The following is a 16,760-nucleotide window of genomic DNA, read 5'->3' as shown; positions in this document are numbered from 1 at the left end:
TTGCTTTATTCACAACAACCCCCGCTCATACCATTTCCTGTTGTTCGATTATTACCTACCGGTGATATATCGGACACGGTTTTCCGGATGAATTCATGATGGATGATGTTCTCTGTTAAGATGTAGTACTCTCACCTAAGAATAAAAAGTTGTTGTAAAATAATTTTTTAAATGATAATATGGTTTAAATTTTTATTTTTAGATACCTGCCTTCCGTAAATAAAGGGTGATAGTCGCATGGTAAGGTAATGGTTTTTTGTTGTTTAATATTTTTCACTTATTATTTGACATATTTTCATGGATACCCATGAGATTGGAGTATAAGGCAGTGTCTGATCTGATTATTGAAAAGATTTCTGAGCTGAAGAAAAAAAATAATGCAGTTATTCTGGCGCACAATTACCAACGTGGCGAAATTCAGGATGTTGCAGATTTTGTAGGTGATTCCCTGGGTTTGTCTCAGCAGGCAGCCAAGACTGATGCGGACTTGATCGTATTCTGTGGCGTGCATTTTATGGCAGAGACTGCAGCCTTATTATCTCCGGATAAGACCGTTATCATGCCGGATGAACATGCAGGATGTCCAATGGCGTCAATGATCACAGCCAGGGAATTAAAAGAGAAGAAGAAACTCTACCCCAATGCGAAAGTGGTGTGTTACGTGAATACAACGGCGGCGGTTAAAGCGGAAAGCGATATATGTTGTACATCGTCAAATGCAGTGAAGATCGTCTCGTCTTTACCTGAAGATGCGGAGATAATCTTTGTTCCTGATAAGAGTCTCGGTGCGTATGTATCATCGTGCCTGGGCAGGGAGATGATCTATTGGGAGGGTTATTGTCCCACTCACCACAGGATTCTTGCGGAGCAGATAGTAAAAATGAAGTCTGATCATCCTGAGGCTGAGGTTGTTGTTCATCCTGAGTGTACTCCCGATGTGATTGCACTTGCAGATCATGTCGCAAGTACAACAGGTATCCTGAATTATGTGCAGAGCAGTAATTCCAGGGAGTTTGTCATAGGGACTGAAATAGGGATCCTGCACAGGATGAAGAAAGAAAATCCTGATAAAACATTTATGCCTGTGACGCCTTTATCGGATTGTCCAAATATGAAATTAAATACATTGGAAAAACTGTTGTGGTCCCTGGAAGATTTTCAGTTTGTGGTAACCGTACCGGAAGATATAGCGGTTGAGGCAAGAAAAGCCATTCAGAGAATGCTGGATCTGTCATAGTATTGTATGGCTATCGCCAGTGTGAAATATAAATTGTGACTTAAACTCCATGCGTAAATCTCAAGTTCGAAGAGTACCTGCAAACTTTTCCCGCTTTTGAAATCGTTGTTGTCAAAACAATAGTTAAGTGCATTGTGTATACACATAAAGGAGGTGCAAAATGGGTACAGATATAGTAATTGATGATTCGCTGATGAATACTGCCGTAAGAATGTGTGGGGGGGGGTAAAGACCAGCAAGGCTACTATAGAAAAAGGATTAAAGCTTTTTATTCAAATTAATTGGCAACACTAAAAAAACTTAAAGGCAAAGTTCATTGGGATGGTAATCCTGGCTATATGAGAAAAGATTGAGATGATAGTAATTGATACTTCAGGTTGGATTGAATTATATTTGTAATGGGTATATCAAAGATAGAAGCAGGATACTGGTCTTCATATATACTCTTTCAGAAATTTTCCGGTATATGAGCTTTTTAATTTAACAATTTTTTCCGGTGTTCCATATCCTAACACATATCCTCCTCCTTTTCCGCCTTCCGGCCCAAGGTCGATGATATGGTCAGCACATTTTAGAATTTCAAGGTTATGCTCTATGACAATCACGGAATGTCCGTTATTGATCAGCTTCTGGAAACAGTCAAGTAGTTTTCTAATATCATCAAAATGCAGGCCCGTTGTAGGTTCGTCAAAGATGAAGAGTATTTTTTCATGTTTTCCTTTTGCCATATAAGTTGCCAGTTTCAATCGTTGGGCTTCTCCACCAGATAGTGTGGTTGCAGGTTGCCCCAATCTCAGGTATCCCAGGCCTGTGTCTTCCAGGTACTTTAATCCCTTTTTGATATGTGAGGTCGCTTTGGTTAAACTGCTGTTCATTTCCGGTGATAGTCTATACTTACTATGGTTAGAAAAGAATGTCATTGCCTCGCTGACCGTCATTTCCAGGACTTCATGTATATTTTTATTCCTGTAACAGACTTCCAGAACATCCTTTCTGAAACGCTTACCATGGCACTGATCACAGGTTACATAGACATCAGCAAGAAACTGCATATCTACCTTTATGTAACCACAGCCTTCACAATAATCACATCTACCTCCTTTGACATTAAAAGAGAAAGATCCTTGAGTATAGCCATGCAGCCTCGCTTCCCTGGTTGAAGCAAATATCTTCCTGATATAATCGAATACTTTTACATAAGTAAGCGGATTTGATCTGGGAGTCCTCCCGATTGGTGATTGATCTACCATGATTACCTCATCTATGTACCCGTTGATATTTAAATCCTTATGACTGCCTATATGGCCGGGATAAATCCCCATTCTTCTTTTCAGAGCTCCGTATAGTGTGTCCTGTATCAGAGTGCTTTTGCCGGAGCCCGATACACCGGTTACACAGGTAAATACATTGAGAGGAAAACGTACATCAATCTTTTTCAAGTTGTTTTCAGCTGCACCTATTATTTCAATATAATTTTGAGTGGTCTTTCTCCTTGCCGAAGGTAGTTCTATCTGTTTTTTGCCCTTCAGGTACTGTCCGGTTAACGAACCGTTTCCGGAGGCTATTTTTTTAACATCTCCGGCATAAACCACGTTGCCGCCATTTTCACCGGCCCCTGGACCGATGTCTATAAGATAATCCGCAGACTTAATCATATCTTTGTCATGTTCAACTACTACTACAGTGTTTCCTATATCCCTCAATCGTACGAGTATGTCTATCAGACGTTTGGTGTCCCTTGGGTGGAGGCCAATACTTGGTTCATCCAGAATATATAATGTGTTAACAAGAGATGAACCGAGTGAAGTGGTCAGGTTGACTCTCTGTGCCTCGCCACCTGACAGGGTTCTTGTCATCCTGTCCAGTGTCAAATATTCCAATCCGACTTTGACCATGTACCCCAGTCTTTTCTTTATCTCCAGCAACAAAAGCCTGCCGACCTCTTCTTCGTATTTTGAGAGTTTTATTTTCTCGAATAAACTGTATGCTTCATCAATAGACATACTGCACACGTCTATTATATTATGTTGGTTGATTTTAACATTATGTGCTGAGGGGTTCAGTCTGGTGCCATTACAATCAGAACATATGGAATAGCAGCGATATTTACTAAGTAACACCCTGACGTGCATTTTATATTTCTTTTCCTCCAGCAGGTTAAAAAATTCGCTGATACCACAGAAATCTTCTGCCCCTTTATTGATTAATTTTATCTGGTTCTTTGTTAATTTATTGAAAGGTGTATCAAGTGGAATATTATGAGCCGGCGCCGCTTGCTGCAACTCTACAAGTAAATCTCTATATGCCGGTGAATTCCAGACACCTATCGCACCTTCATTTAGTGTTTTTGTTTTGTCCGGTACTACGAGATCCATATCTATTTCTATGGTGTGGCCGAACCCCTGACATTTCGTGCATGCACCCAGGGGGTTATTAAATGAGAACATATGGTGAGTTGGGGTCATGTATTCAATAGTACAACTGTTACAACGGAAGTGACTGCTGAATGACATCTCAATCCATTCTGAATTATTTATTGATATAGTTTTAAGTTTCTTGTTTGTAATAGTCTTTTTAGAGGACTTTCTTTTTTTACCGGCCTCTATTCTGCTTTCCTCAGGATTGCTGCCTGAATAGAGAATACCTATATATCCTGATCCCAATCTAAACGCAGTTTCCAGGCTATCTGTCAGGCGGTCCTTTATCATTTTTCCCACAACTAATCTATCTACTATTCCTGCGACAGATTTATGTTGACGTATATCAAAGTCATCAGATATCGAAGAGATATCAATAATAGTACTATCTGCAAGGATTCTGATTATGCCCCTTTCCCTTAACGCTGAAACCTGCATTTCACTTGATATTTTTTTGCTGATTCTAAGAGGAAACGTGACCAGAAATTTAGTTTTTTCCGGAAGCGATAGTACACACTCTGTGATATGGAATATTGTATCGTTTTGGACGATCTCTCCGCATTTTGTACAGTATGTCTTGCCGATGCGCGCGAAAAGAAGTCTCAGATAATCATTTATTTCCGTTGCAGTCCCGACAGTAGATCTGCGGTTTTTTACCGGATTCTTCTGCTCAATTGCAATTGCGGGAGGTATGCCTTCTATATGGTCCAGGTCAGGCTTGTCTACTCTCTCAAGGAACTGACGGGCATATGCAGAGAAAGACTCAACATATCTCCTTTGTCCCTCGGCGTACAAGGTATCAAATGCCAGGCTCGATTTACCTGATCCGCTGACACCGGTTATTACTGCCAGTTTGCGTAAAGGTATTTCGATATCAATATTCTTAAGGTTGTGTACCCTGATGCCGCGGGCAATAATGGATTTTTTCAATATGTTATTCAGACGGAATGACTAAATAAAAATTTAAATAATCTGCTTTGCAACTATAACACTCTAACAGAATTTACCATTGTCTTACAATTACTATTTTTGTATATTGCTGGTATGCGCATTTAAGACACGAATTTACACAAATTAACTTTGCTATAAAGAAAGATGTTTTAATGCTTGTCTTCACAAAAATGGGTTTTGTGAAGGCAGGGAACAGATCGAACAAATTTATAGTAAACAATCCTGTTTCAGATACACACTGTCTACTGCTCATAAAATAAAAAGAAAACCATGAAGTTTAATGAAGATACAAGGGTAAAAATCCCCTCGATATTGCACCTGACTCGCCTGGGTTATCAATATCTCTCATTACAAGATGCTGTCTGGGATGAATCCTTCAATATTTTTACTGATATACTCAAAGATAAAAGGACGTTAGATGATTGAGAAAAGAGACAATGAAGAAACAGGTGTTGATTATCCCTGTGAATGGGTTTACAAGGTTATTGGTCACGATAAGAAGTCGGTTCATAATGCAGTTGCAGGCATAATACAAGATAGCGACTACGATATCAAAGATTCCAATACCAGTAAAACGGGGAAATATGTAAGCTTTAACATAACTGTTTTAGTAGGTGACGAAACATATCGTAATAAAATCTATCTTGCGTTCAAGGAGCATAGTGACATAAAGTTTGTTTTTTAATAGAATAGACATGTTGAATATTAATTTGATAATGGAGAAATTATTTTGCTTTTAGCTGAACAGGATCCTGTAAAAGTATTAGAAGATTATTTTGGTTATTCATCGTTTCTGTGGAAACAGGAAGAGATTATCATGCATGTGTTAGCTGGTAAACACGCTCTGGTAGTAGCGCCTACCGGTATTGGCAAATCTCTGTGCTATCAAATACCTGCTCTTATGAATGAGGGCCTCACCGTAGTAATCTCTCCTCTTATCGCGCTGATGAAGGACCAGGTAGATGCATTGAAGAGGCGGGGTATTGACGCGGCATACATCAACTCATCATTGGGACGGGAGAAGAGGGAAGCAAGATACGCGGCGCTTAAGAACGGTAACTACCGGATTATTTACGTTACTCCCGAGCGTTTTCGTAAACCTGATTTTATTGAGGCTCTTTCCGGGAACTCTATTGACCTCCTTGCAGTTGACGAGGCGCACTGCATAAGTGAATGGGGGCATGATTTCCGTCCGGACTATACCAGGATTCAGGAGTTCCGCGAGGTATTAGGTAATCCTGTTACAATCGCACTGACTGCCACAGCCACACCAGATGTACAAAAAGATATTATCAAAACTCTCTGCCTGGATACTGGAGAGGTTAAGATGTTTCATGGCGGAATAGATCGTCCTAATTTACATTTAGAGGTTGAAAAGGTATTCAGTAGTGACGAAAAGCTGGAACATATTATTTCTATTACGAATAAATATGATGGTAATGGTATCGTCTATTTTACCCTTATCAAACAACTTGATAATTTCAGTGACCTGTTAAACAAAGAAGGGATTGCACATCTCTGCTACCATGGCAGTCTTGAGCGAGTGCAGCGCTCTAAAGTGCAGGAGCAGTTTATGAGAGGGAAGGATACGCTGGTTTTGGCAACAAACGCGTTTGGAATGGGCATTGACAAAGAAGATATTCGCTTTGTTGTTCATGCGGATATACCTGGCTCTATTGAATCATATTACCAGGAAATCGGCCGTGCCGGCCGCGACGGCAGGGACTCTTTATGTACTCTGCTATACGACGAACACGATTTGTTAACCCATATGAATTTTATCAGGTGGAACAATCCTGCTGCCGAATATTATCAGAGGGTATATCACATTCTGGAAGAGAATATGGAAAAAGTATCGGCATTTGGTCTGGACTGGCTTAAGGAAAATATTCATTACAGAAGCGGACATGATTTCAGACTGGAAACAGCCCTGAATATGTTTGACCGATATGGAGTAATCGAACTAAACGTTGAGCCGTTAAAGATTGAAATTCTTTCTGGCATTCATCCTCAATTAATTGATCAGAATTATCTGGACACTAAACTCAAGCGGGACCAGCAAAAACTTTACACGCTAGTACAATATACAAAGTATGAAGGTGATCGAAAGGCGTTCATCCATGAGTATTTTGGATTGCCGTACGGGTAATTTAGACCTTAGGGGTTAATAATGACTAATAATGATATTTTAAGACGTTTACGATACGCTCTGGACATTAAAGATTCGAAAATGATAGAGATTTTTAAACTATCTGAATATGAAATTGCCAGACCTGATTTAATCAATCTACTCAAGAAGGAAGAGGAAGAGGGGTATGTAGAGTGTGGTGATAATATTCTTGAATGTTTTCTGGATGGTTTAATTATTCATAAAAGAGGCAAGAGAGAGAATATGCCGGGGAATGTGACAACACCGGACCTGCCTTTGACAAATAATAGCATATTGAAAAAACTGAGAATTGCGCTGAAGTTCAGAGAGGATGAGATGCTCAGCACGTTAAAACTGGCGGGAATGGTCCTTTCAAAATCGGAGTTATCAGCGCTGTTTAGAAAAGAGGGACAGAGGCACTATAAGGAGTGTGGTGACCAGATACTCAGAAATTTTTTAAAAGGATTAACTACACGTTTAAAAGATTGAAAAAACTATGTCAATATTCTTAGATACTGCAGATGTTGAACAGGCAAAAGAGGCAAAAGGATCAGGCTGGGTCCAGGGAATTACCACTAACCCAATCCTTTTGGCAAACTCAAATCCTTCTGTTGCTGATACACTGCGGCTGCTTACAGAAATAAATATGGGTTTGTTATTTTACCAGCTCATAGCAACGAGCAAAGAAGAGATGCTGGAAGAAGCACAGTTTGCAAAGGAGATTGCAGGAGAGCAGCTTGTACTTAAGATTCCCCCTACAAAATTGGGATTTCAAATAATACGGTATCTTCCTCAGGAGATTCCATGTTGCATTACCGCTGTTTACAGCGTTGCGCAGGCTCTGGTTGCAAGAGAGTCAGGTGTTCGGTATATAGCTGTTTATGTCAGCAGGGTAACAAAATTGTCAGGTGACGGACTATCACTCATTACAGAAATCAGCAGTGTACTCCAGGGAAGCCGGACCCAGCTACTTGCTGCAAGTCTCAAGTCTCCGGTGGAGGCAAGTTCGGCTATTCTTTCAGGCGCTGATCATATAACCCTGCCTTTTGATGTCTTAAGTGGGTTAACATATCACGAACATTCCGAAGATGCTGTTAAGGACTTTAACGCAAATGGATCAGGCCTTCAGATGTAAGATTATTGTTTCTTCAGATACGACTCCACCGCTTCCTGCCAGTGCCTCATTTTCATACCGGTAATTGTAGTGAACTTTTGACAGTTCAAGGTTGAGTTCAGGGGGACACTTGCGAGACGTTTATATTCAGAGGATTTTATAGGTTTGATTTGAATTTTGCAGCCCATTACTTTAAAGATATACTCTGCCCATTCATATCGTGAGCAGCTTCCGTAGTTAGAGACATTTATAATACCTTCACATTTATGATTTATTAATGTCAAAAGTGCTTTTGCCAGGTCAGGAGTAAACGTCGGGGAACCGATTTCATCAGTAACAATGGACAGCTCTTTATACTTCGATGACAATTCTAACATTGTTGCAGCAAAGTTGATCCCTTTATGTCCGAACAACCAGGATGTCCTTACTATAAGATACGAATTGCAGTGGCTCTGTATATTTTTTTCACCTTCAAGTTTTGTTCTGCCATATTCTGACAACGGATTGGTCTGGTCTTCTTCGGTATATGGTCTGTCACCATTTCCGTCAAATACAAAATCAGTGCTGATGTGAATGAGCCTGGCGCCGCACTCTTTTGCAGCGGCCACGATATATTTTGGCCCCACGGCATTAACATTGAATGCTGTTCCTCTTTCTGTTTCGCATTTATCAACATTTGTAAAGGCCGCGCAATTTACAATGATATCCGGCTTCTGTGTAGATATAAAGCCTGATACTTTATCTTCAAGTGTGATGTCGAGCACTTCATACGGGGCTTCTATCACTTGCGGATTGGGATCAAGCGAAGCCTTTCTGTTCTTAAACAGGTCGACAAGGTCTGTTCCAAGCATCCCGTTTGAACCGGTAATTAATATTTTCATTATTATGTATCAAACTGTATCCTATATTGTTTTTTATACTCACTCTCTATCTCTATGAGTTCGCCATGTGTGCCTGTCTCAACGATACAACCTTTTTTCAAGACTACAATTCGGTCAGCGTGACGTATAGTGGAGAGACGATGTGCGATAACGAAAGTTGTTTTGTCCTTCATTAAATTGTCCAATGCTCCCTGTACAAGCTTTTCAGATTCAGAATCCAGGGAAGATGTTGCTTCATCTAAAATTAAAATAGGCGCATTTTTCAGTATTGCCCTGGCGATGGTCACCCTCTGCTTTTGTCCACCTGAGAGCTTTACTCCTTGCTCTCCTACTATAGTATCATAACCCTTTGGGAGATTAATGATAAAATCATGTATATTAGCCGCTTGAGCCGCATTCTCTATTTCCTCTGTACTTGCGCTTCTTCTCCCGCACAGAATATTGTCTTTAAAACTTCTGTTAAACAGAAATGTCTGCTGGCAGACAATTGCGATTTGATCAAGAAGTGAGTCGCGTTTTATCAGGCGAATATCTATTCCATCAATCTTGATACTTCCCTTTGTTGGATCGTAAAAACGCGGAACCAGATCGAGTAACGTAGATTTGCCGGCACCGCTTTCTCCCACAATAGCAATAATCTGTCCTTTTTGTACTGTTAAGTTGATGTCCTTGAGGACTGGAATGGTCTCGTATGCAAAGTTTACATTATTAAATACTATTTCATTCTCAATTTTTTTCAGTTCTATCGCATCAGGGCTATCTATGATTGTAGGATGTTGGTCTATTAACTCGAAGACACGACTTGCACCTGCTAAGGATTCCTGCAGTTTTCCATAGCTTTTAGCCAGTCTTTTTATTGATGTGAGTATCAAAAACGCCGTTACGGTGACAAAACCTCCAAGTGAACCCGGAGAGATGGTCTTGGATGAGATAACATAACCTCCAATGATGATTATAGCGGCTAATCCCATAGAATAGATAAACTCCGTAGTGCTTGAATTCAATGCCTTTGCTTTAACTGTCTGCATCACTCTTTTAAAGAGTCTTGAATTTATTGCTTTAAACTCTACGATCTCTTCATCTTCCATCTTGAAGGCTTTCACCGTCCTTATTCCCGAAAACATTTCTCTCATTGCATCCGTAAGTTCTCCCAAATGCATAAGGCTTCGCCTTCCATACTTTTTTATTTTACGCCCAAATACAATCACCGGTATAATAACAACGGGAAATAATACAAATGTAAACATTGAAAGTTTCCAACTGAAATAGAATGCCAGTCCTAATCCGCATATAAGGCGCATAGGTTGAAGGAGAATACTATCAAACAGGATCGAAAGACCAAATTGTGTAGCATTAATGTCATTCGTGAGTCTGGAGATCAGTTCTCCGCTTTTTCTATTATCGAAATAACTCAGAGGTTGTGGCAGGATATGTTCGCATAGGTGATTACGTATATCCATGAGTACGCTCCACATAACATGGTTTTTCAGGTATGTTTGAAGATAATTAAAGGCAAAAATGAATGGGGCCAGAATTGCCACAAGAATTCCTATAAAAGTAAAAGAATGAGTATATTTCTTAAACAATTTATCAAATTTTGATACAAAGGCTGTTCCTGTTACTCTGGAGGTAGCTTTTCGTTTTAAGCTGCTAAATGTATCTACAGAATTATTTTCCTTATGAACACTGTGTGTCACAGACGAAGTTTTTGCCGTTTCTCCTCTTATCAATCGATCTATTACGGGCTTAATTAATGCTAACTGAGCGCCAATGAACAGTGTGAAAAGTGCCATACAGAGCAGGGTGAGAAAAAACATCTTCCAATGTGGTTTAGCGTATGAAAACAGCCTGGCACATTCTGTTATCATATTGTTATTTTTTGACATATGTCGATATTTTTTAACAGGTTTTATTGTTAAATTGCTTGATAATTTGCAAAATGATGGTATCACACATAAGGCTTTTGTCAATGAAAAGATTGTATTTTGAACAGTACATTCACTGTCAAATATTTGTTATTGACCAATTCAAAGCAGGATAGATATAATCAACCTTAAGATCTTGAAATCCGAGATCTTACACAAAAAGAATTAATTCGCGAATTTGATGAATATACAGATATTACATAAATATTTAGTAAAAGAGTTGTTCAGGACATTCTTGCCATCGCTTCTATGTTTTGAATTTGTGTTATTACTGGGTTTTTCCATACAATTGCTTCATAAAGGGCTTGATGTTCCAAGTCTTTTTTCGGTTTTGCCATATATGGCTATATACACCATGCCACATGCATTACCGTCTTCGTTACTAACGGCGACTGTTATGTCTTATGGAAGACTTAGTGCTGACAATGAAATAACGGCAACTAAAGCCGCAGGGATACACCTTTACCACTTAGTTGTACCAATAGTTATTGTTGGTATCTTTTTTAGTGTATTGACCTTGTATCTTAATGCCGAAGTTTTGCCAAAATCTTATTTTAAGGTGAGACAACTTCAAGAGAAGGCCGTTAAACGAGTTCTTGCAACACACTTTATTACGGCTAAAAAGAAGATTGATTTTCATCCTTACCAGATTTTTATTGGTAGCGTGGAAAGTAACAACTTCAAAGACATTGCCGTTTTTGAATACGCTGACGACTATATAGTCAACATACTATTAGCAGAGGAGGGTGAAATAGAGATAGACGAAGACGGTACTCAGGTATTCTTAACGTTAAGGCGAGGTGAATTTCTTAAGCCGGACATTGATTATAGTGTTGATTCTCCCACAATGGGGAGTTTCGAGGAAGCGGTATTTGCAATCCCATTAAGGCAAAAAGTACGTCATTCAGCCCTTAAATATACTACTCTGACACGTCTTATTGAACAAAGAGGAGAAATTAATAATGAGTTAAGCAGTTTAGACAAGCCATTTAAAAATTCTGAAAAAACTATTAAGCGTGCAACAAGAGGGATTTCATCGATTAACGAGAAAAAGAGTGAAGTCAGCATGAAACTGCAGAGAGCGGAAAAGAAGAGAAAAGATTCAGCCGCAAATATTTCCAGGCAGGAGGGTGCAATAAAACGTGCCAGATTTAATCTTAATATCTATGAAAATTACATTAATGTGGCTAAAGGAAATATTAGAAAGCTGGCTATAGAAAAGGACAATGAAGAAGATACGGATAACCTGGAACATAAAGGTGATAGGGATGAGGAGTATGCTAAAAATATTGCCTTAATAAATAAAATAATAAAGAAGGAAAAGCGGAGGATTAAAACAACAAAGCGAAAGATATTAATATCTCAAAGATTAATAGAGGAAGAGAACAAAAAAGTTGAGGAAGTCACACTGGAAATTCAGGAACTTAACCGCAGTGAAGAAGAACTTGAGAAAGAGCGCCTGATACTTGTTGGGCAAATTTCAATGGCAGAAAAGCAGAATATGAGAAGGGAATTAACAGTAAACATACACAAGAGATTGTCGCCTTCGCTTGCAAGCCTTTCGTTTATTTTAATAGGGATTCCACTAGGTATAATGACAAGGAGCAGTAATATACTTGTCAGTCTGGGTATAAGTTTTATTTTAATACTTTTTATTTACTATCCATTGGTTGCAACGGGGTTAGTTGTAGCAGAGAGCATGAACTTTCCGATTATTCCTTCAGTCTGGGGGGCAAATATTGTTAATCTTATTCTCAGTGTGTTCTTGTTTAAAAAAATAATGGCACAGTAATCATTTTTTATAATTTTCAGTTCGTAAAACAGTTATAACAATCTTGACATTTCCATTGAATTAGTTATATTGAACAGTTAACGTAGTCTGCGGTTATAGTTGCTATAAATAAGTTATAAGTTTTCATAAATAGTGGTTTCGATCGAAAATGGCATACAACGATAGTCATTACAAACCGGGGCCTGGATTTGGCCTCTCAATAGGAAGTAAATGGACAAGGGCTATAATGATACTGATAATTATAAATGTCAGTGTCTTTGTCATCCAGCTTCTGTTTTCTACTATTAGTTCACAATGGGGAGGCGCCTCTTCCGGCACTGATATAGATGCTATAGGTCATCAGTTAATGCCTGGTCCAGACCAGTTTACTACGGTTTTCTGGCTCTATCAACCTCTTGCTATAGGAAAGTTGTGGTTATGGCAATTTGTAACGTATATGTTTCTTCATAGTGTATCAAGCCCATGGCATATAATATTCAATATGCTGGTTTTATGGATGTTCGGTAGTGAAGTGGAAAGGGCAATGGGTACAAGGAAGTTTCTGACTATGTACTTTACAGCAGGCATCTTTGCAGGTATCTTTTGCTGTCTGTTTACTCCTTATAGTCCAATCATTGGCGCTTCAGGTGCGATTTTTGCCGTAGAAATTGCATTTGCCATGTTTTATCCGAATTCCACTATAATCTTCATCGTGTTTCCGATTAAGGCAAAATATCTTGTTATGATTTTTGCAGGTATCACCGTTATCAGTTGTATTATGCCGGCAAGTGGTAATACTGCGCATTTTGCGCATCTAGGAGGACTTATTTATGGCTTCCTGTTCATCCGTTACGAACCCAGGTTTAGCAGCTTTCTTTTGTCATGGCAGAAGCAACAACAGGAAAAAGAGTACCAGAAAGAGGAGGACCTTAAGGGACAGGTTGATAGTTTGTTAGATAAAGTGAACCAGGGTGGTATGAAGAGTTTAACAAGGAGAGAGAGGAACTTTCTCAGAAACGCAAGTAAGAGATATAGAAAAACACGTGATAAATAGAAAAAAAGAGAGTTGGTAAGATAATGATTAATGTAGCAATAAACGGTGTATGCGGGCGCATGGGATTAAGGATTGCGACGCTGGTAGCAGAAGACAAAGATTTGCAATTGGTTGCTGCTCTTGAAAGGAAGGGTCACCAATGCATCGGAAAAAATTTGAGCACTATAATCAGCCGGGGGCATAACGATATAACAATATCGGAAGAGCTTAGTGGTTCACCTGAGGTATTAATAGATTTTACCTCTCCTGATTCTACAATGAATAGGCTGAAAGCTTGTGTAGATAGGGGAGTTGCCATTGTGACAGGTACTACCGGTCTTGATAAGAAACAAATGGGGCAGCTTAAAGATGCATCTCAAACTATACCATGCCTTTTTTCACCAAATATGAGCGTTGGTGTAAATTTGCTTTTTAACCTTGCAGAGTATGTGTCAAAAATCCTGGGTAATGAAACTGATATAGAGATAATTGAATCACACCATCGTTATAAAAAAGATGCGCCGAGTGGCACAGCTTTAAGGCTGGCAGAAAATATATGCTCAGCAACAGATCGAAAAATGGATGAAGTGGTAATTTATGGGCGTAAAGGGATTACTGACGAAAGGCCACAAGATCAAATCTGTATACACTCAATTCGATCAGGAGATATTGTAGGAGAACATACGGTAACGTTCTGTAATGCAGGAGAGCGTCTTGAATTGGTTCATAAAGCACAAACGCGTGATTCTTTTGCCCTGGGTTCTCTCCGTGCTGCAAAATTCCTGGCTGGAAAACCACCCGGTTATTATAATATGAAAGATGCCTTAGGTTCTTGACAATAGTATCATTGTTGTATCAGATGTTTGTTTGCCTGATTGTTCCATTGTCGCTACATCTACCAACTACGCAATTCACACAAAAACTTTCCGCAAAATTCCATTTGTCATGTCAAAATTCGATTTCAGCAAAAATATGCCATTATGGCATAATATGGATTCAGATAAAGAAGGTACTAGTATTGTAAAATTTGTATATATATTGTAAGTTTCTATATCATAATTGTTTATGAGATTTGTATAATATATGGTATATATTTTGCGTATTTCCAGATACAAGTAAGAAGATTGTTTGATTCATATTCAACCTTATATGTTTGACAAATAGGATCAGGCAAAATCTTCTTAAAGAAAAAATAAAACAATTATAAAACTGTTTAAGCAAAAGTATATAATTTAATATTATAAAGGAGAATTTGATGGAAAAAATTATTGGAATAGACTTGGGAACTACTAATTCAGTAGTGGCTATAATGGAAGGTGATCAGCCCAAAGTAATAACAAATTCCGAAGGGAACAGGATTACTCCTTCTGTTGTGGCTTTTACTGATAAAGATGAGCGTCTGGTTGGGCAGCTTGCCAAGCGCCAGGCTGTTATAAATCCAAAAAATACGGTGTTTTCTATTAAACGTTTTATGGGTAGGAGGCATAATGAAGTCGCTGAGGAAGAAAAACTGGTACCGTATGAAATAGTAGGTGGTCCTGAAGAATTAGTAAAGGTAGAGGCAAGGGGGAATAGTTTTACACCTCCGGAAATCTCTGCAATGGTGCTTCAAAATCTTAAGAAAACCGCTGAAGATTACCTGGGCACGGAAGTCAAGAAAGCAGTTATTACAGTCCCTGCTTATTTTAATGATAGCCAGAGACAGGCAACAAAAGATGCCGGCTCAATTGCTGGGTTGGATGTAGTTCGTATTATTAATGAACCGACAGCGGCATCCCTGGCATATGGCATTGATAAGAAGAAAAACGAAAAAATAGCTGTTTTTGACCTTGGTGGCGGTACATTTGATGTATCTATATTAGAAGTCGGTGAAGGAGTTTTTGAGGTACTCTCTACAAATGGCAATACTCATCTTGGTGGAGACGATATTGACCAGGTTTTATTGAATCATATTGCTGATGAGTTTAAGAAAGAGCAGGGCATAGAACTTCGGCAGGACCATATGGCTTTGCAGCGCCTCAGAGAGGCTGCGGAAAAGGCGAAATGTGAACTTTCAACTTCAACAACCACTGAGATTAATCTCCCTTTTATAACAGCAGACCAGTCCGGACCTAAACATTTGACCATGAGCTTGACAAGAGCAAAGTTCGAACAACTGATTGTCAGCCTTGTAGAAAAGTGTCGTAAACCATGTGAACTGGCCATGAAAGACGCAAAAATCAGCTCTAGTGACATAAACGAGGTAATACTTGTTGGAGGAACAACAAGGTCTCCCATTGTTCAAAAGCTGGTAAAAGAGGTCTTTAATAAAGAACCGAATAAAAGTGTAAATCCTGATGAAGTTGTTGCACTGGGCGCTGCTATACAGGGGGCGGTTCTTGCGGGTGAAGTCCATGATGTCTTGCTGTTGGATGTTACTCCACTTTCATTAGGTATTGAAACATTAGGCAGTGTCAGCACTGTTTTAATTCCTCGTAATACAACGATACCTACTAACAAAAAGGAAATTTTCTCGACTGCTGCGGATAACCAGACGGCAGTAGATATACATGTAATACAGGGTGAACGTTCAATGGCGACTGATAATCGTACACTTGGGAGATTTCAGTTAACCGGAATTCCTTCTGCGCCCAGAGGTATTCCACAGGTTGAGGTATCTTTTGATATTGATGCAAATGGTATTCTTCATGTGTCAGCTAAAGATCTTGGGACCGGTAAAGAGCAATCTATACAGATAAAATCTTCTTCCGGCTTATCTGAGGCAGAAATCGATAAGATGACAAAGGAAGCAGAACTGCATGCAGAAGAAGATAAAAAGAACAGGGAGGTCATAGATGTACTAAACCAGGCTGACCAGGTAATTTATTCGACAGAGAACACCCTGAAAGAGCATGGTGATAAGGTTGATGAGACTGAAAAAAACAACATTAATCAGGCATTGGAAAAACTGAAAACAGCTAAAGAAGGAAAAAATGTTGAAGAGATCAAGAAGGCTATAGATGAGCTACAGGAGAAATCTCACAAATTGTCGCAGGCTATGTATGAAGCAGCAGCCAAAGAGCAACAGGCAGCCGCCGGTCAGGAAGCATCAACGGAAGGGGCTTCTGCCGGAGAGAAACCTTCAGAAGAAAAAGATTCTAAAAAAGGCAAAGAAGGTGATGATGTTATTGATGCTGATTATGAGGTTAAGGAGTAAAATATCATTATTTATTCCACTTTTCACTGGAGAAAGTGAGCATTTTTAATAAAGAAAAGCCGGGTTTCCCCCGGCTTTTTTTGTTT

13 protein-coding genes are annotated in these 16,760 nt (G+C 39.2%); 10 read left to right on the top strand and 3 right to left on the bottom strand.

Annotation, left to right across the window (positions count from 1 at the left end):
• Positions 1-328: 328 nt before the first annotated feature.
• Positions 329-1,237 carry a quinolinate synthase NadA gene (nadA, locus tag SCALIN_RS06050; protein WP_230406566.1) on the top strand — a complete coding sequence of 303 codons (909 nt, stop codon included), beginning with the start codon at positions 329-331 and terminating at the stop codon, positions 1,235-1,237.
• A 434-nt stretch (positions 1,238-1,671) separates the two neighbouring features.
• Here nadA and uvrA read toward each other — a convergent pair whose 3' ends face one another.
• A complete protein-coding gene (uvrA, locus tag SCALIN_RS06045) occupies positions 1,672-4,584 on the bottom strand; it encodes an excinuclease ABC subunit UvrA (protein WP_096893510.1) in 2,913 nt (970 codons plus the stop codon).
• A 291-nt stretch (positions 4,585-4,875) separates the two neighbouring features.
• Between uvrA and SCALIN_RS21985 the strand changes: the two genes are divergently transcribed.
• The 5 genes from SCALIN_RS21985 to SCALIN_RS06025 are packed head-to-tail and all read left to right on the top strand — an operon-like array spanning position 4,876 to position 7,889.
• Positions 4,876-5,031, top strand: a complete 156-nt coding sequence (locus SCALIN_RS21985) for a hypothetical protein (RefSeq protein WP_162532175.1) — start codon at positions 4,876-4,878, stop codon at positions 5,029-5,031.
• A complete protein-coding gene (locus SCALIN_RS06040) occupies positions 5,024-5,290 on the top strand; it encodes an HP0495 family protein (RefSeq protein WP_096893509.1) in 267 nt (88 codons plus the stop codon). The genes SCALIN_RS21985 and SCALIN_RS06040 overlap by 8 nt, the downstream gene beginning before the upstream one ends.
• Positions 5,291-5,335: 45 nt before the next feature.
• Entirely contained in the window at positions 5,336-6,754 is a 1,419-nt protein-coding gene (locus SCALIN_RS06035) for a RecQ family ATP-dependent DNA helicase (RefSeq protein ID WP_203415373.1), read from the top strand.
• A gap of 21 nt (positions 6,755-6,775) precedes the next feature.
• Complete coding sequence (locus tag SCALIN_RS06030; RefSeq protein WP_096893507.1) at positions 6,776-7,243, top strand: YehS family protein; 468 nt, start codon at positions 6,776-6,778, stop codon at positions 7,241-7,243.
• Positions 7,244-7,250: 7 nt separating this feature from the next.
• On the top strand, positions 7,251-7,889 hold the full coding sequence (locus SCALIN_RS06025) for a transaldolase family protein (protein ID WP_096893506.1): 639 nt from the start codon (positions 7,251-7,253) through the stop codon (positions 7,887-7,889).
• 2 nt (positions 7,890-7,891) lie between these two features.
• On the opposite strand, the gene rfbD is transcribed toward SCALIN_RS06025, so the two are convergent.
• Together rfbD and SCALIN_RS06015 are read right to left on the bottom strand one after the other, a co-directional pair.
• Entirely contained in the window at positions 7,892-8,749 is an 858-nt protein-coding gene (rfbD, locus tag SCALIN_RS06020; protein WP_096893505.1) for a dTDP-4-dehydrorhamnose reductase, read from the bottom strand.
• Between the two features lie 2 nt (positions 8,750-8,751).
• The gene (locus tag SCALIN_RS06015) at positions 8,752-10,635 is read right to left on the bottom strand and encodes an ABC transporter ATP-binding protein (RefSeq protein WP_096893504.1); all 1,884 of its coding nucleotides are present in this window, start codon (positions 10,633-10,635) and stop codon (positions 8,752-8,754) included.
• A gap of 220 nt (positions 10,636-10,855) precedes the next feature.
• Here SCALIN_RS06015 and SCALIN_RS06010 point away from each other — a divergent pair, with 220 nt between their 5' ends.
• The 4 genes from SCALIN_RS06010 to dnaK all read left to right on the top strand — a co-directional run bounded on the left by SCALIN_RS06010 (position 10,856) and on the right by dnaK (position 16,674).
• The gene (locus SCALIN_RS06010; protein WP_096893503.1) at positions 10,856-12,466 is read left to right on the top strand and encodes an LptF/LptG family permease; all 1,611 of its coding nucleotides are present in this window, start codon (positions 10,856-10,858) and stop codon (positions 12,464-12,466) included.
• A gap of 148 nt (positions 12,467-12,614) precedes the next feature.
• Complete coding sequence (locus tag SCALIN_RS06005) at positions 12,615-13,499, top strand: rhomboid family protein (protein WP_096893502.1); 885 nt, start codon at positions 12,615-12,617, stop codon at positions 13,497-13,499.
• 23 nt (positions 13,500-13,522) lie between these two features.
• Complete coding sequence (gene dapB / locus SCALIN_RS06000; RefSeq protein ID WP_096893501.1) at positions 13,523-14,314, top strand: 4-hydroxy-tetrahydrodipicolinate reductase; 792 nt, start codon at positions 13,523-13,525, stop codon at positions 14,312-14,314.
• A gap of 419 nt (positions 14,315-14,733) precedes the next feature.
• The gene (gene dnaK, locus SCALIN_RS05995; protein WP_096893500.1) at positions 14,734-16,674 is read left to right on the top strand and encodes a molecular chaperone DnaK; all 1,941 of its coding nucleotides are present in this window, start codon (positions 14,734-14,736) and stop codon (positions 16,672-16,674) included.
• The last annotated feature ends 86 nt before the right edge of the window (positions 16,675-16,760 follow it).

The organism is Candidatus Scalindua japonica, assembly GCF_002443295.1.
Taxonomy (GTDB): Bacteria; Planctomycetota; Brocadiia; order Brocadiales; family Scalinduaceae; genus Scalindua; species Scalindua japonica.
This window is presented reverse-complemented; position numbering and strand designations above follow the sequence as displayed.

Coding starts and splice junctions, on each gene's coding strand:
- rfbD (WP_096893505.1), bottom strand. CDS start 8,749: ATGAAAATATTAATTACCGGTTCAAACGGGATGCTTGGAACAGACCTT.
- SCALIN_RS06005 (WP_096893502.1), top strand. CDS start 12,615: ATGGCATACAACGATAGTCATTACAAACCGGGGCCTGGATTTGGCCTC.
- SCALIN_RS06010 (WP_096893503.1), top strand. CDS start 10,856: ATGAATATACAGATATTACATAAATATTTAGTAAAAGAGTTGTTCAGG.
- SCALIN_RS06015 (WP_096893504.1), bottom strand. CDS start 10,635: ATGTCAAAAAATAACAATATGATAACAGAATGTGCCAGGCTGTTTTCA.
- SCALIN_RS06025 (WP_096893506.1), top strand. CDS start 7,251: ATGTCAATATTCTTAGATACTGCAGATGTTGAACAGGCAAAAGAGGCA.
- dapB (WP_096893501.1), top strand. CDS start 13,523: ATGATTAATGTAGCAATAAACGGTGTATGCGGGCGCATGGGATTAAGG.
- SCALIN_RS06030 (WP_096893507.1), top strand. CDS start 6,776: ATGACTAATAATGATATTTTAAGACGTTTACGATACGCTCTGGACATT.
- dnaK (WP_096893500.1), top strand. CDS start 14,734: ATGGAAAAAATTATTGGAATAGACTTGGGAACTACTAATTCAGTAGTG.
- SCALIN_RS21985 (WP_162532175.1), top strand. CDS start 4,876: ATGAAGTTTAATGAAGATACAAGGGTAAAAATCCCCTCGATATTGCAC.
- SCALIN_RS06040 (WP_096893509.1), top strand. CDS start 5,024: ATGATTGAGAAAAGAGACAATGAAGAAACAGGTGTTGATTATCCCTGT.